We start from the raw sequence: 20,605 nt of genomic DNA, 5'->3' as shown, positions 1-20,605 counted from the left end.
CGGGTGTCTGGGGGTGTGTTTACAGCCGCCCCGTGGGACTGAGAAGGCCCGGAGACACCTCAAGATCCCCGCGATCTAGAGAGCTGCCCTGCGCAGGTTTCTGAGAGTCAACGCGACACGCCCGACCGCGGGGGTCGGACAACGCAGGATCAACGGTCCTGCGGGCATGCGAGAGCCACCGCTTTCGCACGTAGCGGCATCGAGAGAAGGAAACAGAAGCCACCATGGCGGGACAGAAGATCCGCATCCGGCTCAAGGCCTATGACCACGAGGTCGTCGACTCCTCGGCTCGGAAGATCGTCGAGACGGTGACGCGTACCGGGGCGCAGGTTGCTGGCCCGGTGCCGCTGCCCACGGAGATCAACCGTTTCTGCGTCATCCGCTCGCCGCACAAGTACAAGGACTCGCGCGAGCACTTCGAGATGCGCACGCACAAGCGGCTGATCGACATCATCGACCCGACTCCCAAGACGGTCGACTCGCTCATGCGCCTCGACCTGCCGGCTGGCGTCGACATCGAGATCAAGCTGTAGGGATCTGCGACTGATGGACAGGCAAGTTAAGGGGATCCTGGGCGCCAAGCTCGGCATGACCCAGGTCTGGGACAACAACAAGGTTGTCCCGGTGACCGTGGTGCAGGCCGGCCCTTGCGTCGTGACCCAGGTCCGCACAGATGAGAAGGATGGCTACGCTGCCGTCCAGCTGGCATACGGCGCGATCGACCCGCGCAAGGTGAACAAGCCCGAGGGCGGTCACTTTGCCAAGGCGGGTGTGTCGCCGCGGCGCCACGTCGTCGAGCTGCGCACCACCGACGCCGGTGAGTACGAGCTGGGCCAGGAAGTCACCGTCGACACGTTCGCGGTCGGTGCGCCGATCGACGTCACCGGTAAGACCCGCGGTAAGGGCTACGCCGGTGTCATGAAGCGTCACGGCTTCCACGGCCTCAAGAGCAGCCACGGTGTCGAGCGCAAGCACCGCTCGCCCGGCTCGATCGGCGCCTGCGCGACCCCGGGTCGCGTCTTCAAGGGTGTCCGGATGGCCGGTCGCATGGGTAGCCAGCGCTTCACCGTGCAGAACCTGACCGTGCAGGCGGTGGACGTCGAGAACAACCTGATCCTGGTCAAGGGCGCTGTGCCCGGCCCCAAGGGCGCGCTTGTTCTGGTCCGCACCGCGGCGAAGAAGGGCGGTGCCAAGTGAGCTCGGTTGACGTGATCAACGTCGAGGGCAACAAGGCCGGCTCGGTCGAGCTGCCGGACTCGGTGTTCGACGTCCAGGCCAACATCCCGCTGATGCACCAGGTCGTCGTGGCCCAGCTGGCCGCGGCTCGCCAGGGCACGGCCAAGGCCAAGACCCGCGGTGAGGTCGCCGGTGGCGGCAAGAAGCCGTACAAGCAGAAGGGCACCGGTCGCGCCCGTCAGGGCTCGATCCGCGCGCCGCAGTTCACCGGTGGTGGCGTCGTGCACGGTCCCGTGCCGCGTGACTACAGCCAGCGGACCCCCAAGAAGATGAAGGCCGCCGCCCTGCGTGGCGCCCTGTCCGACCGGGCCCGCGAAGGCCGCGTGCACGTGGTCGAGGCGTTCGTCAGCGGCGACAAGCCGTCGACCAAGGCCGCGATCAGCACGCTGCGCAAGGCCACCGAATCCACCAAGGTCCTGGTCGTGCTGAGCAGCACCGACGAGCTGAACTGGCTCTCGCTGCGCAACGAGGCGACCGTGCACCTGCTCGAGGCCGGTCAGCTCAACACGTACGACGTGCTGGTGGCCGACGAGGTGGTCTTCACCAAGGACGCGCTCGACGAGTTCCTGGGCGTGCCGGCGACCGCCGAGGGGGAGAACAAGTGAGCACCATCGCCGACCCGCGCGACATCATCATCAAGCCGGTCGTGTCGGAGAAGAGCTACAGCGTTCTCGACCAGAACTGGTACACGTTCCTGGTCAACCCGAACGCGAACAAGACCGAGATCAAGATCGCGATCCAGCAGATCTTCAACGTCCGCGTGCTGACGGTGAACACCGCGAACCGCGAGGGCAAGCGCAAGCGCACCCGGACCGGCTTCGGGCAGCGCAAAGCGACCAAGCGCGCGATGGTCAAGCTGGCTGACGGTGACCGCATCGAGGCCTTCGGCGGCCCGGTCAGCTAAGGGGTTTGAACAATGGCTATCCGTAAGTACAAGCCGACCACGCCGGGCCGTCGCGGCTCGAGCGTCGCCGACTTCGCTGAGCTCACCCGGTCCACCCCGGAGAAGTCTCTGCTGGTCCCGCTGCCCAAGAAGGGTGGTCGCAACGTCCACGGCCGCATCACCACGCGGCACCAGGGCGGCGGCCACAAGCGGCAGTACCGGCTCATCGACTTCAAGCGGGTCGACAAGGACGGCGTGCCGGCCAAGGTCGCTCACATCGAGTACGACCCGAACCGCACCTCCCGCATCGCACTGCTGCACTACGCCGACGGCGAGAAGCGCTACATCCTCGCGCCGAAGGACCTGAAGCAGGGCGACCGCGTCGAGTCCGGCCCGGGCGCGGACATCAAGCCGGGGAACAACCTGCCCCTGCGCAACATCCCGGTCGGTACGACGGTCCACGGTGTGGAGCTTCGTCCCGGCGGTGGCGCCAAGCTGGCCCGCTCGGCCGGTGTCGGCATCCAGCTGCTCGGCCGTGAAGGCGCGTACGCCACGCTGCGTATGCCCTCCGGCGAGATCCGGCGGGTCGACATCCGTTGCCGCGCGACGGTCGGCGAGATCGGCAATGCCGAACAGTCGAACATCAACTGGGGCAAGGCCGGCCGCATGCGCTGGAAGGGCAAGCGCCCGACCGTCCGCGGTGTCGCCATGAACCCGATCGACCACCCGCACGGTGGTGGTGAGGGTAAGACCTCCGGTGGTCGCCACCCGGTCAACCCGGCTGGTAAGCCCGAGGGCCGTACCCGCCGCAAGGGCCAGGAGAGCGACAAGCTGATCGTTCGCCGCCGCTACGCCACCCGCAAGCGCGGGTAACGGGAGTAGAAGAAGATGCCACGCAGCCTGAAGAAGGGCCCGTTCGTCGACGACCACCTGATCAAGAAGGTGGAAGTCCAGAACGAGAAGAATTCCAAGAACGTCATCAAGACCTGGTCGCGGCGCTCGACGATCATCCCCGACATGCTCGGGCACACGATCGCCGTGCACGACGGGCGCAAGCACGTCCCGGTGTTCATCACCGAGGCCATGGTCGGTCACAAGCTCGGCGAGTTCGCTCTGACCCGCACGTTCAAGGGTCACGAGAAGGACGACCGCAAGAGCCGTCGGCGCTAGTCAGTCCACGGATAAGAAAGGGGTTACAGCGATGCCAGCAAAGAACGACGCTCCGGTTCTTCCGGGCAGTCGGGCGGTTGCGAAGCACGTCCGCATCTCGCCGAACAAGGCTCGCCGTGTGATCAACCTCGTCCGCGGTCTGCCCGCGAAGGAGGCTCTCACGGTCCTGCAGTTCGCGCCGCAGGCCGCGAGCGAGCAGGTTTACAAGGTGCTCGCGAGCGCTATCGCGAACGCGGAGAACAACGAGCGGCTCGACCCGGACGCGCTCCTGGTCAGCGAGGCGTTCGTGGACGAGGGTCCGACGCTCAAGCGGTTCCGGCCGCGGGCGCAGGGCCGGGCGTACCGGATCCGCAAGCGCACCTGCCACATCACGATCGCCGTTGAGGCGGTCCAGGTCGCCCGGCCGGCCAAGAAGGCCACCGCGGCGAAGAAGGCCGCTCCGGCCAAGAAGGCGGAGCCGGCTGCCCAGACCCAGACCACGGAGGAGTCCGAGTAATGGGCCAGAAAGTTCACCCCACCGGATTCCGCCTCGGCATCTCCACCGACTGGAAGAGCCGCTGGTTCGCGGACAAGCTCTACAAGGACTACATCGGCGAGGACGTCAAGATCCGCCGGATGATGTCCAAGGGCCTCGAGCGCGCCGGCATCTCCAAGGTGGACATCGAGCGGACCCGTGACCGGGTCCGGGTCGACATCCACACCGCCCGGCCGGGCATCGTCATCGGCCGCAAGGGCGCGGAGGCCGACCGGATCCGTGGCGAGCTCGAGAAGCTCACCGGCAAGCAGGTCCAGCTCAACATCCTCGAGGTGAAGAGCCCGGAGTCGGACGCTCAGCTGGTGGCGCAGGGCGTCGCCGAGCAGCTGTCCTCCCGGGTCAGCTTCCGCCGGGCGATGCGCAAGGCCATGCAGTCGGCCATGAAGAACCCGATCTGCAAGGGCATCCGGGTGCAGGTCTCCGGTCGTCTCGGCGGCGCGGAGATGAGCCGCACGGAGTTCTACCGTGAGGGTCGCGTTCCGCTGCACACGCTGCGCGCGAACATCGAGTACGGCTTCTTCGAGGCCCGTACGACGTTCGGCCGCATCGGTGTGAAGGTCTGGATCTACAAGGGCGACGCCGTGCCCGGCCGCGAGGCCGTGCAGGAGGCGCCCGCGCGTCCGCGCCGCGACCGTGGTGACCGTCCCGAGCGTCCGCGCCGTGGCCGTTCCGGCTCGTCCGGCACGACCGCGGGTGGCACCGAGGCCGGCCGCGCGGCCGCCCAGGCCCGGACCGGGGACACCCCGACCGGCGAGAACACGAACGACGCCGCGGTTGCCGCGGGTCCGGCGCTGGCCGATACGCAGCAGGAGGGCTGACACATGCTGATGCCGCGTAAGCCCCCGAAGGGCTTCCGCAAGCCGCACCACCCGGACCGCCACGGCGCGTCCAAGGGCGGCAACCGGGTTGTCTTCGGCGAGTTCGGTATCCAGGCGCTGGAGCCCGCGTACGTGACCAACCGGCAGATCGAGTCGGCCCGTATCGCGATGACCCGTCACATCAAGCGTGGCGGCAAGGTCTGGATCTCGGTGTTCCCCGACAACGCTCTGACCAAGAAGCCGGCCGAAACCCGCATGGGTTCCGGTAAGGGTTCTCCCGAGTGGTGGGTCGCGAACGTCAAGCCGGGTCGCATCCTCTTCGAGATGTCGTTCCCGAACGAGACGATTGCGCGCGAGGCGATGCGCCGCGCGATCCACAAGCTCCCGATGAAGTGCCGCATCGTGACACGCGAAGTGGGTGAAAGCTGATGGCAGCGGGCGTTAAGGCAGCCGAGCTGCGCGAACTCTCCGGCGAGGAGCTTGTTTCGCGGCTGCGGGAGGCCAAGGCGGAGCTGTTCAACCTTCGCGTGCAGGGCGCGACCGGCCAGCTCGACAATCACCGTCGGCTGCAGGTGGTCCGCAAGGACATCGCGAAGATCTACACGATCATGCGTGAACGCGAGCTCGGGCTCTCGGTTGCGCCGGATGAGGTGACAGCATGAGTGACGAGAGCACGGCCACGGTCCGCGCGAACCGCAAGGTTCGTGAGGGTCTCGTGGTCAGCGACAAGATGGACAAGACCGTCGTCGTCGAGGTCGAGGACCGTGTCAAGCACGCCCTCTACGGCAAGGTTCTGCGTCGCACCCGCAAGCTCAAGGTGCACGACGAGCAGAACGCGTGCGGCGTCGGCGACCGGGTTCTGCTGATGGAGACCCGTCCGCTGTCGGCCACCAAGCGGTGGCGTGTCGTGGAGATCCTCGAAAAGGCCAAGTGAGTGCGGCTGGGCCGGCTCCGGCCGGCCCGGCCCACCATCGTTCCGCCAAGCTTCGGTCGCTGACCGGAGAACTGGCAGACATAGGAGACAGACGTGATTCAGCAGGAGTCGCGACTGCGCGTCGCTGACAACACGGGTGCCCGGGAGATCCTGTGCATCCGCGTGCTCGGCGGCTCCGGTCGCCGTTACGCGAGCATCGGCGACGTCATCGTGGCCACGGTCAAGGACGCCATTCCGGGCGCCGGTGTGAAGAAGGGTGACGTCGTCAAGGCGGTCATCGTCCGCACCGCCAAGGAGAAGCGTCGTCCGGACGGCTCGTACATCCGCTTCGACGAGAACGCCGCCGTCATCATCAAGGACGGCGGGGACCCCCGCGGTACCCGCATCTTCGGCCCGGTCGGGCGCGAGCTGCGCGACAAGCGGTTCATGAAGATCATCAGCCTGGCGCCGGAGGTGCTCTGACCGTGAAGATCAAGAAGGGCGACACGGTCGTCGTCATCGCCGGCAAGGACAAGGGTGCCAAGGGCAAGGTCATCGCGGCCTACCCGCGGCAGGACAAGGTCCTGGTCGAGGGCGTCAACCGCGTCAAGAAGCACGAACGTATCCGCACCACCCAGCGTGGTTCGAAGACCGGTGGCATCGTGACCCAGGAAGCCGCGATTCACATCTCGAATGTGCAGATCGTGGACGACCAGGGCAAGCCGACGCGCATCGGATACAAGGTCGACGAGAACGGCAACAAGGTCCGTATCGCTCGGACGACCGGTAAGGAACTCTGATGACTGCCGCCACCGAGACCAAGACGCTGCCCCGGCTCAAGGAGAAGTACCGCAACGAGGTTGTTGCGGGACTCAAGGAGCAGCACAACTACGCCAACCCCATGCAGATCCCCGGCCTGGTCAAGGTCGTCGTGAACATGGGTGTCGGCGAGGCCGCGCGGGACGCCAAGCTGATCGACGGCGCGGTCCGTGACCTGACCACCATCACCGGTCAGAAGCCGCTGGTTCGCCGGGCGACCAAGTCCATCGCGCAGTTCAAGCTGCGCGAGGGCATGCCGATCGGCGCGAAGGTCACCCTTCGCGGCGACCGGATGTGGGAGTTCCTGGACCGGCTGCTCTCGATCGCGCTGCCCCGTATCCGCGACTTCCGCGGCCTCGACGGCCGCAAGCTCGACGGCCACGGCAACTACACGTTCGGTCTGACCGAGCAGTCGGTGTTCCACGAGATCGACCAGGACCGGATCGATCGTCCGCGGGGCATGGACATCACGGTGGTCACGACCGCCAAGACCGACGACGAGGGCCGGGCGCTGCTCAAGCTCCTGGGCTTCCCGTTCAAGGAGAACTGAGCATGGCTAAGAAGGCGCTGATCATCAAGGCGGCCGCGAAGCCGAAGTTCGCCGTGCGTGCCTACACCCGCTGCCAGAAGTGCGGACGCCCGCATTCGGTCTACCGCAAGTTCGGTCTGTGCCGGGTTTGCGTGCGGGACATGGCTCACCGCGGTGAGCTCCCCGGCGTGTCCAAGGCTTCCTGGTAACCGATAGCAACACCGCTTCGCCGTAGGCCTGCGCCACGTGGGAACCCCGGCGAGAAAGGTTGACGAACACCCATGACGATGACGGACCCGATCGCAGACATGCTGACGCGTCTGCGTAACGCCAACCAGGCGTACCACGACAAGGTGACCATGCCCTTCTCGAAGATCAAGGCGAACATCGCCGAGGTCCTCAAGGCTGAGGGTTACATCGCCTCCTGGACGGCTGAGGAGCCCGAGGAAGGCGCCGTCGGCCGGCGTCTGGTCGTTGAGCTCAAGTACGGCCAGAATCGCGAGCGCAGCCTCGCCGGCATCAAGCGCGTTTCCAAGCCCGGCCTCCGGGTGTACGCCAAGTCCGACGAGCTCCCTCGCGTGCTCGGCGGCCTGGGCGTCGCGATCATTTCGACGTCCCAGGGGCTGCTGACCGACCGGCAGGCCCGCAAGCGGAGCGTTGGCGGGGAAGTCCTCGCCTTCGTCTGGTAACTGGAGACTGAGAAACCATGTCGCGAATCGGACGTAAGTCGATCCCGGTCCCGGCCGGCGTCGACGTCACCATCTCGGGCCAGACCATCAAGGTCAAGGGCCCCAAGGGCGAGCTGTCGCACACCGTCTCCGAGCCGATCACGGTCGAGCAGGAGGGTGGCGAGCTGCACGTCAACCGCCCCAATGACGAGCGCAAGGCCAAGGAGCTCCACGGCCTCTCCCGTACCCTGGTCGCCAACATGATCGTCGGCGTCACCGAGGGCTACAAGAAGACGCTGGAGATCAACGGCACCGGTTACCGGGTCACGGCCAAGGGCAAGGACCTCGAGTTCGCCCTGGGCTTCTCGCACCCGGTCAACGTCGTGCCGCCGGCCGGAATCACGTTCTCGGTCGAGAAGCCGACCCAGTTCACGGTCGCGGGCATCGACAAGCAGCTGGTCGGCGAGGTCGCCGCCAACATCCGGAAGATCCGCCCGCCGGAGCCCTACAAGGGCAAGGGCGTCAAGTACCAGGGCGAGGTCATCCGCCGTAAGGCTGGAAAGGCAGGTAAGAAGTGACCGCCACGCTGCTCAAGCGTCGCAACGGCGCGGGTGCCGCCGCCAAGCGGGCTGTCGGAAAGGCGCGTCGGCACTTCCGGGTCCGTCGGAACGTTCGCGGTACCGCCGAGCGCCCCCGTCTGGTCGTCACCCGGTCGTCGCGGCACATCACCGCGCAGATCATCGACGACCTCAAGGGCCACACGCTGGCCTCGGCCTCTACCCTCGACACGTCCCTGCGGGGCACCGAGGGTGACAAGAGCGCCCTGGCCGGCAAGGTCGGCTCGCTCCTCGCCGAGCGGGCCAAGGCCGCAGGCGTGTCCAAGGTCGTCTTCGACCGCGGTGGCAACCGGTACGCGGGGCGGATCGCCGCGCTGGCCGATGCCGCTCGCGAAGCCGGACTCGAGTTCTAGGAGGAATTGACCAATGCCTGGTCAGCAGCGCCGAGGCGGCGGGTCCGGCGGTAACACCGAGGGTGGCAACCGCCGGGACAACCGCCGTGAGGGCGGTCGCGGCAACGCGCCCGTCGAGAAGACCCCGCATCTCGAGCGGGTCGTCGCGATCAACCGTGTCGCCAAGGTCGTCAAGGGCGGTCGTCGCTTCAGCTTCACCGCCCTGGTGATCGTGGGCGACGGCGACGGCACCGTCGGCATCGGCTACGGAAAGGCCAAGGAGGTGCCCGCGGCCATCGCCAAGGGTGTCGAGGAGGCCAAGAAGCACTTCTTCAAGGTTCCGCGGATCGGCGCCACGATCCCGCACCCGATCACGGGTGAGGCTGCCGCGGGCGTCGTGCTGCTCAAGCCGGCCTCCGCCGGTACCGGCGTCATCGCCGGTGGCCCGGTGCGTGCCGTGCTGGAGTGCGCGGGCATCCACGACGTGCTCTCCAAGAGCCTGGGTTCGTCGAACCCGATCAACATCGTGCACGCGACCGTCGCGGCCCTGAAGGGCCTCGAGTCGCCGGAGAAGGTCGCGGCTCGCCGTGGCCTGCCGGTCGAGGACGTGGCGCCGGCGGCCATGCTGGCGGCGCGTGCGGAAGCGGCGGTGCACTGATGGCCCGTTTGAAGGTCACCCAGATCCGGTCCGAGATCGGCCGCAAGCAGAACCAGCGGGACTCCCTGCGGTCGCTCGGGCTGAAGCGGATCAACGATGTGGTGGTCAAGGAGGACCGCCCCGAGATTCGGGGCATGATCTTCGCCGTGAACCACCTCGTGACTGTTGAGGAGGTCGAGTAATGGCGATCAAGGTCCACCACCTGCGTCCGGCGCCCGGAGCCAAGACCCCCAAGACCCGCGTGGGTCGTGGTGAGGGCTCCAAGGGCAAGACCGCCGGTCGCGGCACCAAGGGCACCGGTGCCCGCAAGAACACCTCGGCGGCGTTCGAGGGTGGGCAGATGCCCCTCCACATGCGTCTGCCGAAGCTCAAGGGCCTCAAGAACCGGCCCCGCAACAAGGTCGTCTTCCAGGTCGTGAACCTGGACCGCCTCGCCGAGCTGTTCCCGAACGGCGGCGAGGTCGGACCGGACGAGCTGTTCGAGGCCGGCGCGGTTCGCAAGAACCAGCCCGTCAAGGTCCTCGGCTCGGGCGAGCTGGGCGGCGTGTCGCTGACGATCAAGGCGCACGCGTTCAGCGAGTCGGCCAAGGAGAAGATCGCCGCAGCCGGTGGTTCGGTCACCGAGCTGTAGTTTTTCTTGAAAAAGGGCGGCCTGAGAAATCGGGTCGCCCTTTTTGGCAATGGCGAAGGGTGCCGCACGCGATCGCGTGCGGCACCCTTTCCGTTACCGGTCAGCCGGCGTCGGCAATCAGCCCGAGCAGGTGATGCGGACGTTGCTCGAATTCTTGACGAGGGTCGTTCCGCCGACCTGACGCGCCACCTGCTGGCCGCGATAGGTCTGTGTTCCCCGCCCGTTGCAGTTGAAGTCCAGGGAGCCGAATCCGCCGCCGCTGAGCGTGCGGCTGGCGACCGTTTCCCAGAACCCCGGGATCTGCTGACGCTGCAGGTTCAGCGTGGAGTTACCCGTACCGCAGTCGGTGTTGCGATTCCCGGTGACCCGGATGGTCGAGGTGCCCAGTTTCTGGGGAGCGGTCACGGAAATCGCACACGCGAACGCTTCCACCGGCGCGTCGGCCGAGGCCGGAGTGCTGGCGAATACGATTCCGGACGCGGCCAAGGTTGCGACGACCGCAACGGCCCTGATGCTGTGACGCATCTGATTCCTCCCGTAAACATCGGCCAACCCCGTGTTCGCCGATGCCCAAGGCAAACACAGCCATTCAGTGATGGTCAATGCGTATGGGGAGTGCACATTTCTATTCGGAATGAGCTTGTTTTGCAAAGCAATTCGGCCATGTCAATGTTCACAACCAATGCGGATCCTGCGGGTGTGCCGGTTCAGTGCGCTTCCGGGTTGATCGTCGTTAACAGGGGAGGGAGCGCCGCTCCGGGCCCCGGAAAATTTTTGTCCCCGCGCTCAGTCGCGCGGGCTGCTGGTTGCCGAGCGGGGCGTAACTGATACACTCCTCCGCTGGTAGCTTGTGCGACGAGAGTGCCTCTGGTGCTTAGTCGCAAGCTCGTGGGGGTGTCTTCCCGGCGCTGCGAACGCGAAGCTCGGGCAGCATCCCCTTTGTGGCGTCTGACCTGGTCTTTTACGGGCCTGGTCGATGCCTACGCGCGGTGACGGCTACCGTGACACACCGCGCTCCCGCAAGACTGTTAGAGTCCGTTCCCAGCTAGGGATATCGGTCGTCCGGACCGATGCCTTCCCCCATCCGCCGATTGCGGCGGTAACCTCGCGCAGGAGGAAGAAGTTGCTCTCCGCCTTTACTAGTGCGTTCCGGACGCCTGACCTGCGCAAAAAACTGCTGTTCACGATCTTCATCATCGCGCTGTACCGGCTTGGCGCCACCTTGCCCAGCCCGGGTGTGTCCTACACCAACGTGCAGCGGTGCATCGACATCGTGAACTCCCAGGACGCCGGCAACGGCGTGCTCAACCTGCTGAACCTGTTCTCAGGTGGCGCGCTGCTGCAGCTCTCGGTGTTCGCCCTCGGCATCATGCCGTACATCACGGCCTCCATCATCTTGCAGCTGCTGACCGTGGTCATTCCCCGCCTCGAGCAGCTCCGCAAGGAAGGCCAGTCCGGCCAGGCCAAGATCACGCAGTACACCCGGTACCTGACGCTCGGCCTCGCGGTCCTGCAGTCCTCGGCGTTCGTGGCCCTGGCGCGGACCGGTCAGCTGTTCGGCAACGCCTGCGACCAGAACGACGCCACGCTGCAGATCATCCCGGAGAACACCGGGCTGCCGATGTGGCTCACGCTCTCGGTCCTGGTGCTGACGATGACCGCCGGCACCGGCATGGTGATGTGGCTCGGCGAGCTGATCACCGACCGCGGCGTCGGCAACGGCATGTCCGTCCTGATCTTCACCTCGATCGCCGCCCGCCTCCCCGGTGAGGGCTGGACGATCAAGGAGTCGACCAACTGGGGCAAGTTCTCGCTCGTCATCGTTCTGGTTCTGGTCATCATCGCGCTGGTGGTCTTCATCGAGCAGGCGCAGCGGCGCATCCCCGTGCAGTACGCCAAGCGCATGATCGGCCGCCGGATGTACGGCGGCACGTCGACCTACATCCCGCTCAAGGTCAACCAGGCCGGTGTCGTCCCGGTCATCTTCGGCTCGTCGCTGCTGTACCTGCCGCAGCTGTACCTGCAGTTCTTCGACCCGAACAACCTCAAGGGCTACCAGCTCTGGATCCAGAAGTGGCTCGCCGACCCGACGAGCGCGCTGTACATCGGCGTCTACTTCCTGCTGATCATCTTCTTCACCTACTTCTACGTCTCGATCACGTTCAACCCGACCGAGGTCGCGGACAACATGAAGAAGTACGGTGGATTCGTGCCGGGCATCCGTCCGGGTAAGCCCACCGCCGACTACCTGGACTTCATCCTCAGCCGGATCACGCTGCCGGGCGCGTTGTACCTTGGTCTGATCTCGGTTCTGCCGAACTTCTTCTTCATCTGGCTGAATGCGCAGCAGTACCAGAACTTCCCGTTCGGTGGTACGGCAGTGCTGATCATGGTGGGTGTGGGTCTGGAGACGGTGAAGCAGATCGAGAGCCAGCTCATGCAGCGCAACTACGAAGGGTTCCTCCGGTAGTGGCGCCGCGGAGCCGGGGGGCTCTTGCGTCGAGGATCTCAATTCACCTAAGCGAGGCGATGTAGGTGCGGCTGGTGCTGGTGGGCCCTCCGGGGGCCGGCAAGGGGACCCAGGCTGAGTTCATCGCCGCCCATCTGGCCGTACCGAAGATCTCGACCGGCGACATCTTCCGGGCGAACGTCTCGCAGGGCACGCCGCTGGGCGTCGAGGCCAAGCGCTACATGGATGCTGGGCAGCTGGTTCCGGACGAGGTGACCATCAACATGGTCCGGGACCGGCTGGCCGAACCGGACGCCGGTGACGGCTTCCTGCTCGACGGCTTCCCGCGGACGGTTCCGCAGGCCTCGGCGCTGGACAAGCTGCTGGCCGACCTGGGCACCGCGCTCGACCTGGTCATGGAGCTCGTGGTCGACGACGACGAGGTCATCCGGCGGCTCTCGGGCCGGCGGACCTGCCGTGGCTGCGGCAAGATCTGGCACGTCGAGTTCGACCCGACCAGCAAGGAGAACATCTGCGACCGCTGCGGGTCGGAGCTGTTCCAGCGGGACGACGACAAGGCCGAGACGATCGCCAATCGCCTGGTGGAGTACGCGGAGAAGACCGCACCCCTGGTCGACTTCTACGGCGCTCAGGGCAAGCTGGTGGGGATCGACGCGACCGGACCGGTCGAGGACGTGACGGTGCGCGCCATCGACGCCCTGCGGTCGTACGGGGGCTGACATGCGCCGCCAGCAGCTGGACATCCAGCTGAAGACGCCCGACCAGATCGAGAAGATGCGCGGCGCCGGCCTGGTGGTCGCCGCCGCGCTCGACGCGATGCGGGAGGCGGTGGCGCCCGGAGTCTCGACGGCCGACCTCGATGCGATCGCCGAGAAGGTCATCCGGGACGCGGGCGCGGTTCCGTCGTTCAAGGGCTACCACGGCTTCCCCGCCTCGATCTGCGCCTCGGTCAACGAGCAGGTCGTGCACGGCATCCCTCGCGCTGAGCAGGTGCTGCGCGAGGGCGATCTGCTCTCGCTCGACTGCGGCGCGATCCTGGACGGCTGGCACGGCGACTCGGCGATCACCGTCGGGGTCGGCGAGACCGATCCCGCGCTGCTCAAGATGGCGCAGGTCGCCGAGGACGCGATGTGGGCCGGGATCGCGGCCGCGGCCCGCGGCGCCGCGAACGGCCGGGGCCGGCTGACCGACGTCTCGTTCAACGTCGAGAAGACCGTCCGTAAGGCGGGCCGCTACGGCATCGTCGACGGTTACGGCGGACACGGCATCGGCACCGAGATGCACCAGGACCCGCACGTGCTCAACCACGGCAAGCCCGGCAAGGGCCCGCGCCTGGAGCCCGGACTGTGCCTGGCGATCGAGCCGATGATCACGATGGGCTCACCCCGGACGGCCGAGCTGTCCGACGGCTGGACCGTGGTGACCCGCGACAACTCGATGGCCGCGCACGTCGAGCACACCATGTGCCTCCTCGAGGACGGCGTCTGGGTGACCACGGCCGTCGACGGTGGCCGGGGCCGGCTGGGCGAGCTGGTCACCTCGCGTCAGCCCTGACTACCGGTGGCTGTTTCCCTGGGGCATGCTGGGACGCATGGGACGGGGAGAGATGCGGGCCGGCGACGGAGACCGTAAACAGGTCGCGGAGCAGTTGAAGTCGGCGCTCGACGAGGGGCGTCTCGACCTCACCGAGTACGACGAGCGGTTGCAGCGGACGTACGCGGCCAAAACCTACGGCGATCTCGACGGGTTGCTCGACGACCTGCCCGGCACGACCCCGGTGCAGCATTCGCAGATCCAGCCCCTGGCCCCGCCGGCCGCACCGGTCGCCGCCGGGGCGCCCGCCCCGGACAATGCCCGGCCCTGGCTGGGCGGTTACGCGGGCGTGGTGGCGGTCTGTGTGCTCGTCTGGCTGTTCACGATGGTGGCGTCGCAGCACTGGATCTACCCGTGGCCCGTGTGGATGCTGATCCCGCTGGTGTTCGGCTTCTTCGGGCAGCGGTTCGGGCGCGGGCGCTGACCCCGCTCGTACTGGATGAGGGCTGTCACCATGGAGGGCATGGGCCGGGAGCAGATGCGGGCGGCTGATGAGGACCGCCGCAAGGTCGCCGAGCAGTTGCGGCTGGCGCTCGAGGAGGGCCGCCTCGACCTCGACGAGTACGACGAACGGGTCCAGGGTGCCTACGCGGCCAAGACCTACGCCGACCTCGACCGGCTGCTGACCGACCTGCCCAATGCGGCACCGGTGGTGCCGGCCACGCCGCAGCCCAGCCCGGTGCAGGTAGAGGAGAAGGCGACCGGCGCGTGGCTGGCCGACGTGTGGGGGCCGTGGGCCAGGACGGCCGCGTTTCTCACGCTGATCTGGGGCGTCGCCTTCCTGGCCAGCAATGACGGAGTCTTCTACTGGCCGGTCTGGGTGCTCGGGCCGTGGGGAATCGTGCTGCTGCTGCGGACTGCGGCCGGTCTGGCCCACGGCGAGCCGCGCAAGCACGCCGTCGAGCTGGAGCACCGGCGCCGCCTGCGCGCCCACAAGCAGGAACGCAAGTCGCTCTACCGCCGGGCGATCGCGGCCGGGGAGCTGCCCGCCAAGCCGACCAAGGAGCAGCGCAAGGCGTTCGTCGCGGAGGCGATCTCGCGTGGTGATTTGCCACCCAAGCCCCGTCGGCCCACCCCGGACGAGTGATCTGGGGGCTTTCGTCCGGTTTCCAAGGTCACGACACACCCGACCTCGGGTCAGGGCGACCTCGGTTTGGCGTGGCCCGTGCGGCGCGCGTACACTGGCTAGCTGGCGCGCAGCGTCCACTCCCGCATGTCTTCAGCGCTTCGAAGACCGCGGGTGCCGCGGCTGGTCCGAGTCCGTCAACGTACTCGGGTAAGACGTTGCACAGCCAGCCCCAAACCCCAGTGTCAGGTAGCGGAGGACATGCCTAAGAAAGACGGAGCCATCGAGATCGAGGGCCGCGTGATCGAGCCCCTGCCGAACGCCATGTTCCGCGTTGAGCTCGCCAATGGTCACAAGGTTCTTGCACACATCTCCGGCAAGATGCGGCAGCACTACATCCGCATCCTTCCCGAGGACAGAGTCGTCGTCGAGCTCTCGCCGTACGACCTCACCCGTGGGCGAATCGTCTACCGCTACAAGTAAACGGGTGCGGGGAGAACCGAGTTCCCGTCCGACTGAGAGTTAAGGCAAACCGTGAAGGTCAAGCCGAGCGTCAAGCGGATCTGCAACAACTGCCGGGTCATCCGGCGGCACGGTCGCGTCATGGTCATCTGCAAGACCGACGCGCGCCACAAGCAGCGCCAGGGCTGAGTCCCCGGTACAGCTGCCAGATCCGGCATCTGAACAAGCTCGTCCCAGCCACGTGAGTGGCCACCCCCGGTGCGGAGGCCGGGGCCCGTCCGGGCAGACGGGGTGGGAGGGGCACAGACCTCCGAACGATTCTGAGGAGCATGCCCACTTATGGCACGACTCGTCGGCGTCGATCTTCCCCGCGAGAAGCGGATGGAGATCGCGCTTACCTACATCTACGGGATCGGTCGCACCCGTGCCGTCGAGGCACTGACCGCCACCGCGATCGACCTGAACAAGCGCGCCAAGGACCTCACGGACGAGGAGCTGGTCCAGCTCCGCGACTACATCGAGGGCAATTTCAAGGTTGAAGGTGACCTGCGCCGCGAGGTCGCCGCGGACATCCGCCGCAAGGTCGAGATCGGCTGCTACGCCGGCATCCGCCACCGCCGGGGTCTCCCCGTGCGGGGTCAGCGCACCCGGACCAACGCGCGTACGCGCAAGGGCCCGAAGCGCACGGTCGCTGGTAAGAAGAAGCCGGGTCGGAAGTAATAGGAGCGCACTGACTTATGCCACCGAAGGCACGCGCAGGGGCCGCAGTCAAGAAGGTCCGGCGCAAGGAACGCAAGAACGTCGCCCACGGGCAGGCGCACATCAAGAGCACCTTCAACAACACCATCGTGTCGATCACCGACCCGACCGGTGCTGTCATCTCCTGGGCCTCCTCCGGCCAGGTGGGTTTCAAGGGCTCGCGCAAGTCGACCCCGTTCGCCGCGCAGCTGGCCGCCGAGGCCGCCGCGCGCCGGGCCATGGAGCACGGCATGCGCAAGGTCGACGTTTTCGTCAAGGGTCCCGGCTCCGGCCGTGAGACCGCGATCCGCTCGCTGCAGGCCGCCGGCCTCGAGGTCGGGCAGATCAGTGACGTCACGCCGCAGCCGCACAACGGTTGCCGCCCGCCGAAGCGCCGCCGGGTCTGAGGGAGAGACAGAGACAATGGCTCGTTACACAGGTGCGGACTGCAAGCGCTGCCGCCGCGAAAAGATGAAGCTGTTCCTCAAGGGCAGCAAGTGCGACGGGCCCAAGTGCCCGTTCGAGTCGCGTCCCTTCCCGCCCGGCCAGCACGGCCGTGGCCGGACCAAGGAGACCGAGTACCTGCTCCAGCACCGCGAGAAGCAGAAGGCCCGTCGCGTCTACGGCGTGCTCGAGAAGCAGTTCCGCGGTTACTACGAGGAGGCTGTCACCAAGCCCGGCAAGACCGGTGAGGTGCTGCTGCAGATCCTCGAGTCGCGTCTGGACAACGTCGTTTACCGGGCCGGCCTCGCGCAGTCCCGGGACATGGCCCGGCAGCTGGTCAAGCACGGCCACTTCCTGGTCAACGGCGTGAAGGTCGACGTTCCGTCGTACCGCGTCAAGGAGCACGACATCGTGACCACGCGGGAGAAGTCGAAGGAGATGACCCCCTTCGTCGTCGCCCAGGCGCAGGCCGGCCAGCGGCCCGTGCCGGCGTGGCTCGAGCCCATCCCGAGCGAGATGAAGGTTCTCGTTCACTCGCTCCCGGCCCGCGCTGTCATCGACACGCAGGTCCAGGAGCAGCTGATCGTCGAGCTCTACTCCAAGTAGCAGCTCTGCCCGGTGCCGGCCGCGTGGTCGGCACCGGGCTGCATCATCGGACGGCCATCAAATAGTGGGTGGCCTGACAGAAAGAAGAATTGCGTGCTCATCAGCCAGCGGCCGACCCTCTCCGAGGAGTCGATCAGCGAGACCCGCTCCCGGTTCACCATCGAGCCCCTGGAGCCGGGTTTCGGGTACACCCTCGGCAACTCGCTGCGGCGTACCCTGCTGTCGTCCATCCCCGGTGCGGCGGTCACCAGCATCAAGATTGACGGCGTCCTGCACGAGTTCACCACGATCCCCGGTGTCAAGGAGGACGTGGTCGAGCTGGTCATGAACGTCAAGGAGCTCACCGTCAGCTCCGAGCACGACGAGCCGGTCAGCATGTACCTGCGCAAGCAGGGCCCCGGCGACGTCACCGCGGGCGACATCCAGCCCCCGGCCGGTGTCTCCGTGCACAACCCCGACCTCAAGCTGGCCACGCTCAACAGCAAGGGCCGGCTCGACATGGAGCTCACCGTCGAGCGGGGCCGTGGCTACGTCACGGCGGCGCAGAACAAGAGCGCCGGCGCCGAGATCGGCCGCATCCCGGTCGACTCGATCTACTCGCCGGTCATGAAGGTGACCTACCGCGTCGAGGCGACCCGTGTCGAGCAGCGCACCGACTTCGACCGCCTGATCATCGACGTCGAGTCGAAGGCGTCCATCTCGCCCCGCACCGCGCTGGCCTCGGCCGGCTCGACCCTCGTCGAGCTGTTCGGCCTGTGCCGGGAGCTGGACGAGACCGCCGAGGGCATCGACATCGGCCCGTCGCCGCAGGACGCGCAGCTCGCGGCCGACCTGGCGCTGCCGATCGAGGAGCTCGACCTGACCGTCCGGTCGTACAACTGTCTCAAGCGTGAGGGCATCAACAGCGTTGGTGAACTCATCGGGCGGACGGAGGCCGACCTTCTGGATATAAGGAATTTCGGTCAGAAGAGCATCGACGAGGTCAAGATGAAGCTCGCCGGAATGGGCCTGGGCCTCAAGGACAGCGCGCCGTCCTTCGACCCCGCGCACGTCGTGGACTCGTTCGGCGACGTGGACTACGACACCGACGACTACCGCGAGACCGAGCAGCTCTAAGAGCCCCCGGTACGCCTTTTACAAGGAGCATTGGAAATGCCCACGCCCACCAAGGGAGCCCGCCTCGGCGGCAGCCCGGCGCACGAGAAGCTCATCCTGGCCAACCTGGCCACCGAGCTTTTCCGGCACGGGAAGATCAAGACCACCGAGGCCAAGGCGCGCCGGCTGCGCCCCCTGGCTGAGCAGCTCATCACCAAGGCCAAGCGCGGCGACCTGCACAACCGTCGCCGGGTGCTGGCCACGGTGAAGGACAAGGACGTCGTGTACGCCCTGTTCGAGCAGATCGCTCCGCGTTACGGCAACCGGCCGGGTGGCTACACCCGGATCACCAAGACCGGCCCGCGCAAGGGTGACGCCGCTCCCATGGCCGTCATCGAGCTGGTCGAGGAGCTGCAGGTCGCGGCGACCACCGCCCCGGCCAAGCGGACGGCCCGCAAGGCCGCCGCGCAGCAGGACAAGGTCGAGGCGCTGGCCCGCGAGGACGAGACGCCGGCTTCGAACGCGACCGAGGCCGACACCGCCGCCGACCAGGACGCCGAGCCGCCGGTGAACGCTTCCGGCGACAAGGGTGCCGAGGGTCCCGGCGACAAGGCCGAGGGCGAAGACACCGACGCCAAGTAGTTCTGCGAAATTGGGCCCGGCACCCCGTACGGGGAGCCGGGCCCTTTTCTTTTCTCAGGGAGCGCCACGATGACCGGAACCGTCCGCTTGCGGCTGGACGTCTCGTACGACGGCGCGGACTTCTCGGGCTGGGCGGTCCAGCCGGGGCGGCGCACGGTCGCCGGTGTGCTGGTCGAGGCACTGGGACGGCTGGTGGGTGCGGACACTCCGCTCGGCCTCACGGTCGCCGGTCGTACGGATGCGGGGGTGCACGCCTCGGGTCAGGTGTGCCACATCGACCTGCCCGTCGAGGCCTATGCGGAGCTCGAGGGGTCGCTGTTGCGCAGGCTGGCCGCACTGATGCCGTCGGATGCCCGCGTGAAGGCGATCACGCCGGTGCCGGAGACTTTTGACGCGCGCTTCTCGGCCACCTTCAGGCGGTACGAGTACCGGGTGGCCGACACCGTGTGGGGGCCCGAACCGCTGCGGCGGCACGACACGATCGGATGGGTCCGTCCGCTCGACGTGGGGCGGCTCACCGTGGCGGCGGCCGGGCTGACCGGCGAGCATGACTACGCGGCCTACTGCAAGCGCAAGGAGCACGCGACCACGGTGCGGGCGATCACCCGGTTCGACTGGCGGCGCGACCCCGACGGGGTGGTCGTGGCCACCGTGGAGGCCGACGCGTTCTGCCAGTCGATGGTGCGCAGCCTGGTCGGGGCGCTGCTGGCGGTGGGGGACGGGCGCCGCGATCCGGGCTGGCCGTCGACGCTGCTCACCCGTACGGAACGCTCCAGTGAGGTCACCGTGGCCCCGGCCCACGGGCTCACGCTGATCGCGGTGGGCTATCCGGCCGAGGACGCCTACGCGAGCCGGGCCGAGGCCACCCGGCGGCTGCGGGCCTGAGCGGGCTCAGAGGGCGGCCCCGCCGAGGTGGTTGTCCACGATCTCGGCGGTGATCCTTTTCGCGTACGGGTCGTCGTCGGGCACGAGTGCGCCGTCGGGCCGGGTGATCACGCAGTAGAGCAGCAGGTTGTCCCGCACGTGCCAGCCCACCGAGGCCGCCTCGGGGTCGCCGGAGGTCGCGGGCAGCGTGCGGAACCCGCCGAGCCCGCCCACCACCTGCTCGCGAACCAGATCGTTGACAGCGGCGGCGGCCCCGGCGTCGGCCAGCGCGAACACCCCGGCGGTGACCTGATATCCCTCGTACGGGGAGATCAGCCCGGCCCGCACCACCTCGGAGCAGCCGTGGCGGTCCAGCAGACCGCCCAGGTTGCCGGTGGTGGCGTCGGCGCAGTCCCGGCCGAAGTGCCGCATCTCGATCCGGTAGGCCCCCGCGGCGCCGGCCGGTCGCAACACGTCACTCGGGCCGAAGACGTCGCCCAGCGCGGGCGGCTGCGCGCCGGCCGGTTCCTGCTGCCGCCGGTCGGACCCCGTCACCAGCAGGCCGACCATCATGACCAGGCCGAGCAGGATGACCCCGGCCAGGCCCTGGGTCAGCCATTGCACGGCCCGTTGCGGTTCGACGGTGGGGAGCGCGACCACCGCCCGCCGCCGGCCGCGCTGAACCGGGACACGCGGGATCAGTGGCGCCGGCGGCGGCCGGTGCTGTCCGCCCGATCCGATGCCGCGGACCAGGAGCACCAGGCCGCCGTCGGCGGTCGCGCGGTGGGCTGGTCGAGAAGGGGTGCCGTACCGCAT

General features: G+C 67.5%; 36 protein-coding genes. 34 read left to right on the top strand and 2 right to left on the bottom strand.

Annotated elements, in window-relative coordinates; genetic code table 11:
• Positions 1 to 224 precede the first annotated feature (224 nt).
• The 21 genes from rpsJ (at position 225) to rplO (ending at position 9,809) form a co-directional block, all read left to right on the top strand.
• Positions 225 to 533, top strand: coding sequence for a 30S ribosomal protein S10 (rpsJ, locus tag BKA14_RS27520; protein WP_007073037.1), 309 nt, complete (start codon positions 225 to 227; stop codon positions 531 to 533).
• Between the two features lie 13 nt (positions 534 to 546).
• Positions 547 to 1,197, top strand: a complete 651-nt coding sequence (gene rplC / locus BKA14_RS27515) for a 50S ribosomal protein L3 (RefSeq protein ID WP_184953722.1) — start codon at positions 547 to 549, stop codon at positions 1,195 to 1,197.
• The gene (gene rplD, locus BKA14_RS27510; RefSeq protein WP_184953721.1) at positions 1,194 to 1,841 is read left to right on the top strand and encodes a 50S ribosomal protein L4; all 648 of its coding nucleotides are present in this window, start codon (positions 1,194 to 1,196) and stop codon (positions 1,839 to 1,841) included. The genes rplC and rplD overlap by 4 nt, the downstream gene beginning before the upstream one ends.
• Entirely contained in the window at positions 1,838 to 2,140 is a 303-nt protein-coding gene (gene rplW, locus BKA14_RS27505) for a 50S ribosomal protein L23 (RefSeq protein ID WP_184953720.1), read from the top strand. Before rplD ends, rplW begins: the two co-directional genes overlap by 4 nt.
• A 12-nt stretch (positions 2,141 to 2,152) precedes the next feature.
• Positions 2,153 to 2,992, top strand: a complete 840-nt coding sequence (rplB, locus tag BKA14_RS27500; protein ID WP_097322774.1) for a 50S ribosomal protein L2 — start codon at positions 2,153 to 2,155, stop codon at positions 2,990 to 2,992.
• Positions 2,993 to 3,007: 15 nt separating this feature from the next.
• A complete protein-coding gene (rpsS, locus tag BKA14_RS27495; protein ID WP_014440726.1) occupies positions 3,008 to 3,289 on the top strand; it encodes a 30S ribosomal protein S19 in 282 nt (93 codons plus the stop codon).
• A gap of 31 nt (positions 3,290 to 3,320) precedes the next feature.
• Entirely contained in the window at positions 3,321 to 3,785 is a 465-nt protein-coding gene (rplV, locus tag BKA14_RS27490; RefSeq protein ID WP_184953719.1) for a 50S ribosomal protein L22, read from the top strand.
• Complete coding sequence (gene rpsC / locus BKA14_RS27485) at positions 3,785 to 4,642, top strand: 30S ribosomal protein S3 (protein ID WP_184953718.1); 858 nt, start codon at positions 3,785 to 3,787, stop codon at positions 4,640 to 4,642. Before rplV ends, rpsC begins: the two co-directional genes overlap by 1 nt.
• Positions 4,643 to 4,645: 3 nt before the next feature.
• Entirely contained in the window at positions 4,646 to 5,071 is a 426-nt protein-coding gene (rplP, locus tag BKA14_RS27480) for a 50S ribosomal protein L16 (RefSeq protein WP_097322770.1), read from the top strand.
• Positions 5,071 to 5,304 (top strand): 50S ribosomal protein L29, encoded by a 234-nt coding sequence (gene rpmC / locus BKA14_RS27475; protein ID WP_127499785.1) that lies wholly within the window; start codon positions 5,071 to 5,073, stop codon positions 5,302 to 5,304. Before rplP ends, rpmC begins: the two co-directional genes overlap by 1 nt.
• Positions 5,301 to 5,576: a 30S ribosomal protein S17 gene (gene rpsQ / locus BKA14_RS27470; protein WP_133873220.1), complete on the top strand. Its 276-nt coding sequence runs from the start codon at positions 5,301 to 5,303 to the stop codon at positions 5,574 to 5,576. The genes rpmC and rpsQ overlap by 4 nt, the downstream gene beginning before the upstream one ends.
• Positions 5,577 to 5,669: 93 nt before the next feature.
• Positions 5,670 to 6,038, top strand: coding sequence for a 50S ribosomal protein L14 (gene rplN, locus BKA14_RS27465; protein WP_015619002.1), 369 nt, complete (start codon positions 5,670 to 5,672; stop codon positions 6,036 to 6,038).
• Complete coding sequence (gene rplX, locus BKA14_RS27460; protein WP_184956991.1) at positions 6,035 to 6,355, top strand: 50S ribosomal protein L24; 321 nt, start codon at positions 6,035 to 6,037, stop codon at positions 6,353 to 6,355. The genes rplN and rplX overlap by 4 nt, the downstream gene beginning before the upstream one ends.
• A complete protein-coding gene (rplE, locus tag BKA14_RS27455; RefSeq protein ID WP_184953717.1) occupies positions 6,355 to 6,924 on the top strand; it encodes a 50S ribosomal protein L5 in 570 nt (189 codons plus the stop codon). Before rplX ends, rplE begins: the two co-directional genes overlap by 1 nt.
• A 2-nt stretch (positions 6,925 to 6,926) precedes the next feature.
• Positions 6,927 to 7,112, top strand: a complete 186-nt coding sequence (locus BKA14_RS27450; RefSeq protein WP_014440734.1) for a type Z 30S ribosomal protein S14 — start codon at positions 6,927 to 6,929, stop codon at positions 7,110 to 7,112.
• 72 nt (positions 7,113 to 7,184) lie between these two features.
• Positions 7,185 to 7,592: a 30S ribosomal protein S8 gene (rpsH, locus tag BKA14_RS27445; protein ID WP_184953716.1), complete on the top strand. Its 408-nt coding sequence runs from the start codon at positions 7,185 to 7,187 to the stop codon at positions 7,590 to 7,592.
• Between the two features lie 17 nt (positions 7,593 to 7,609).
• Positions 7,610 to 8,149 (top strand): 50S ribosomal protein L6, encoded by a 540-nt coding sequence (gene rplF, locus BKA14_RS27440; protein WP_184953715.1) that lies wholly within the window; start codon positions 7,610 to 7,612, stop codon positions 8,147 to 8,149.
• The gene (gene rplR / locus BKA14_RS27435; RefSeq protein WP_438861909.1) at positions 8,146 to 8,541 is read left to right on the top strand and encodes a 50S ribosomal protein L18; all 396 of its coding nucleotides are present in this window, start codon (positions 8,146 to 8,148) and stop codon (positions 8,539 to 8,541) included. Before rplF ends, rplR begins: the two co-directional genes overlap by 4 nt.
• 13 nt (positions 8,542 to 8,554) lie before the next feature.
• Positions 8,555 to 9,178 carry a 30S ribosomal protein S5 gene (rpsE, locus tag BKA14_RS27430; protein WP_020513602.1) on the top strand — a complete coding sequence of 208 codons (624 nt, stop codon included), beginning with the start codon at positions 8,555 to 8,557 and terminating at the stop codon, positions 9,176 to 9,178.
• The gene (gene rpmD, locus BKA14_RS27425) at positions 9,178 to 9,360 is read left to right on the top strand and encodes a 50S ribosomal protein L30 (RefSeq protein WP_014687772.1); all 183 of its coding nucleotides are present in this window, start codon (positions 9,178 to 9,180) and stop codon (positions 9,358 to 9,360) included. Before rpsE ends, rpmD begins: the two co-directional genes overlap by 1 nt.
• On the top strand, positions 9,360 to 9,809 hold the full coding sequence (gene rplO / locus BKA14_RS27420; protein ID WP_184953714.1) for a 50S ribosomal protein L15: 450 nt from the start codon (positions 9,360 to 9,362) through the stop codon (positions 9,807 to 9,809). The genes rpmD and rplO overlap by 1 nt, the downstream gene beginning before the upstream one ends.
• Before the next feature lie 117 nt (positions 9,810 to 9,926).
• Here rplO and BKA14_RS27415 read toward each other — a convergent pair whose 3' ends face one another.
• On the bottom strand, positions 9,927 to 10,334 hold the full coding sequence (locus BKA14_RS27415) for a hypothetical protein (RefSeq protein WP_221477334.1): 408 nt from the start codon (positions 10,332 to 10,334) through the stop codon (positions 9,927 to 9,929).
• 598 nt (positions 10,335 to 10,932) lie between these two features.
• Between BKA14_RS27415 and secY the strand changes: the two genes are divergently transcribed.
• The 13 genes from secY to truA all read left to right on the top strand — a co-directional run bounded on the left by secY (position 10,933) and on the right by truA (position 19,810).
• Positions 10,933 to 12,279 carry a preprotein translocase subunit SecY gene (gene secY / locus BKA14_RS27410; RefSeq protein WP_184953712.1) on the top strand — a complete coding sequence of 449 codons (1,347 nt, stop codon included), beginning with the start codon at positions 10,933 to 10,935 and terminating at the stop codon, positions 12,277 to 12,279.
• A 65-nt stretch (positions 12,280 to 12,344) separates the two neighbouring features.
• Complete coding sequence (locus BKA14_RS27405; RefSeq protein WP_030436520.1) at positions 12,345 to 12,998, top strand: adenylate kinase; 654 nt, start codon at positions 12,345 to 12,347, stop codon at positions 12,996 to 12,998.
• 1 nt (position 12,999) lies between these two features.
• A complete protein-coding gene (gene map, locus BKA14_RS27400) occupies positions 13,000 to 13,833 on the top strand; it encodes a type I methionyl aminopeptidase (protein ID WP_184953711.1) in 834 nt (277 codons plus the stop codon).
• 37 nt (positions 13,834 to 13,870) lie between these two features.
• The gene (locus BKA14_RS27395) at positions 13,871 to 14,296 is read left to right on the top strand and encodes a DUF1707 SHOCT-like domain-containing protein (RefSeq protein WP_239093728.1); all 426 of its coding nucleotides are present in this window, start codon (positions 13,871 to 13,873) and stop codon (positions 14,294 to 14,296) included.
• 15 nt (positions 14,297 to 14,311) lie between these two features.
• Positions 14,312 to 14,959, top strand: coding sequence for a DUF1707 SHOCT-like domain-containing protein (locus tag BKA14_RS27390; protein WP_239093731.1), 648 nt, complete (start codon positions 14,312 to 14,314; stop codon positions 14,957 to 14,959).
• A gap of 240 nt (positions 14,960 to 15,199) precedes the next feature.
• Complete coding sequence (gene infA / locus BKA14_RS27385) at positions 15,200 to 15,421, top strand: translation initiation factor IF-1 (protein WP_007073013.1); 222 nt, start codon at positions 15,200 to 15,202, stop codon at positions 15,419 to 15,421.
• Positions 15,422 to 15,472: 51 nt separating this feature from the next.
• Complete coding sequence (gene rpmJ, locus BKA14_RS27380) at positions 15,473 to 15,589, top strand: 50S ribosomal protein L36 (RefSeq protein ID WP_015619018.1); 117 nt, start codon at positions 15,473 to 15,475, stop codon at positions 15,587 to 15,589.
• A gap of 150 nt (positions 15,590 to 15,739) precedes the next feature.
• On the top strand, positions 15,740 to 16,120 hold the full coding sequence (rpsM, locus tag BKA14_RS27375) for a 30S ribosomal protein S13 (protein ID WP_133873210.1): 381 nt from the start codon (positions 15,740 to 15,742) through the stop codon (positions 16,118 to 16,120).
• A gap of 17 nt (positions 16,121 to 16,137) precedes the next feature.
• Positions 16,138 to 16,545 (top strand): 30S ribosomal protein S11, encoded by a 408-nt coding sequence (gene rpsK, locus BKA14_RS27370; RefSeq protein WP_014440747.1) that lies wholly within the window; start codon positions 16,138 to 16,140, stop codon positions 16,543 to 16,545.
• 16 nt (positions 16,546 to 16,561) lie between these two features.
• A complete protein-coding gene (rpsD, locus tag BKA14_RS27365) occupies positions 16,562 to 17,188 on the top strand; it encodes a 30S ribosomal protein S4 (protein WP_184953710.1) in 627 nt (208 codons plus the stop codon).
• Positions 17,189 to 17,281: 93 nt separating this feature from the next.
• A complete protein-coding gene (locus tag BKA14_RS27360; protein WP_097322755.1) occupies positions 17,282 to 18,304 on the top strand; it encodes a DNA-directed RNA polymerase subunit alpha in 1,023 nt (340 codons plus the stop codon).
• 36 nt (positions 18,305 to 18,340) lie between these two features.
• Entirely contained in the window at positions 18,341 to 18,925 is a 585-nt protein-coding gene (gene rplQ, locus BKA14_RS27355; RefSeq protein WP_184953709.1) for a 50S ribosomal protein L17, read from the top strand.
• Positions 18,926 to 18,994: 69 nt separating this feature from the next.
• Positions 18,995 to 19,810: a tRNA pseudouridine(38-40) synthase TruA gene (truA, locus tag BKA14_RS27350; RefSeq protein WP_184953708.1), complete on the top strand. Its 816-nt coding sequence runs from the start codon at positions 18,995 to 18,997 to the stop codon at positions 19,808 to 19,810.
• Between the two features lie 6 nt (positions 19,811 to 19,816).
• On the opposite strand, the gene BKA14_RS27345 is transcribed toward truA, so the two are convergent.
• The gene (locus BKA14_RS27345) at positions 19,817 to 20,605 is read right to left on the bottom strand and encodes a hypothetical protein (protein WP_184953707.1); all 789 of its coding nucleotides are present in this window, start codon (positions 20,603 to 20,605) and stop codon (positions 19,817 to 19,819) included.

The sequence above is a fragment of the Paractinoplanes abujensis genome (assembly GCF_014204895.1).
In the GTDB taxonomy this organism is placed as follows: domain Bacteria; phylum Actinomycetota; class Actinomycetes; order Mycobacteriales; family Micromonosporaceae; genus Actinoplanes; species Actinoplanes abujensis.
The sequence above is the reverse complement of the archived record's forward strand: the minus strand, read 5'-3'. Positions and strand labels throughout refer to the sequence as shown.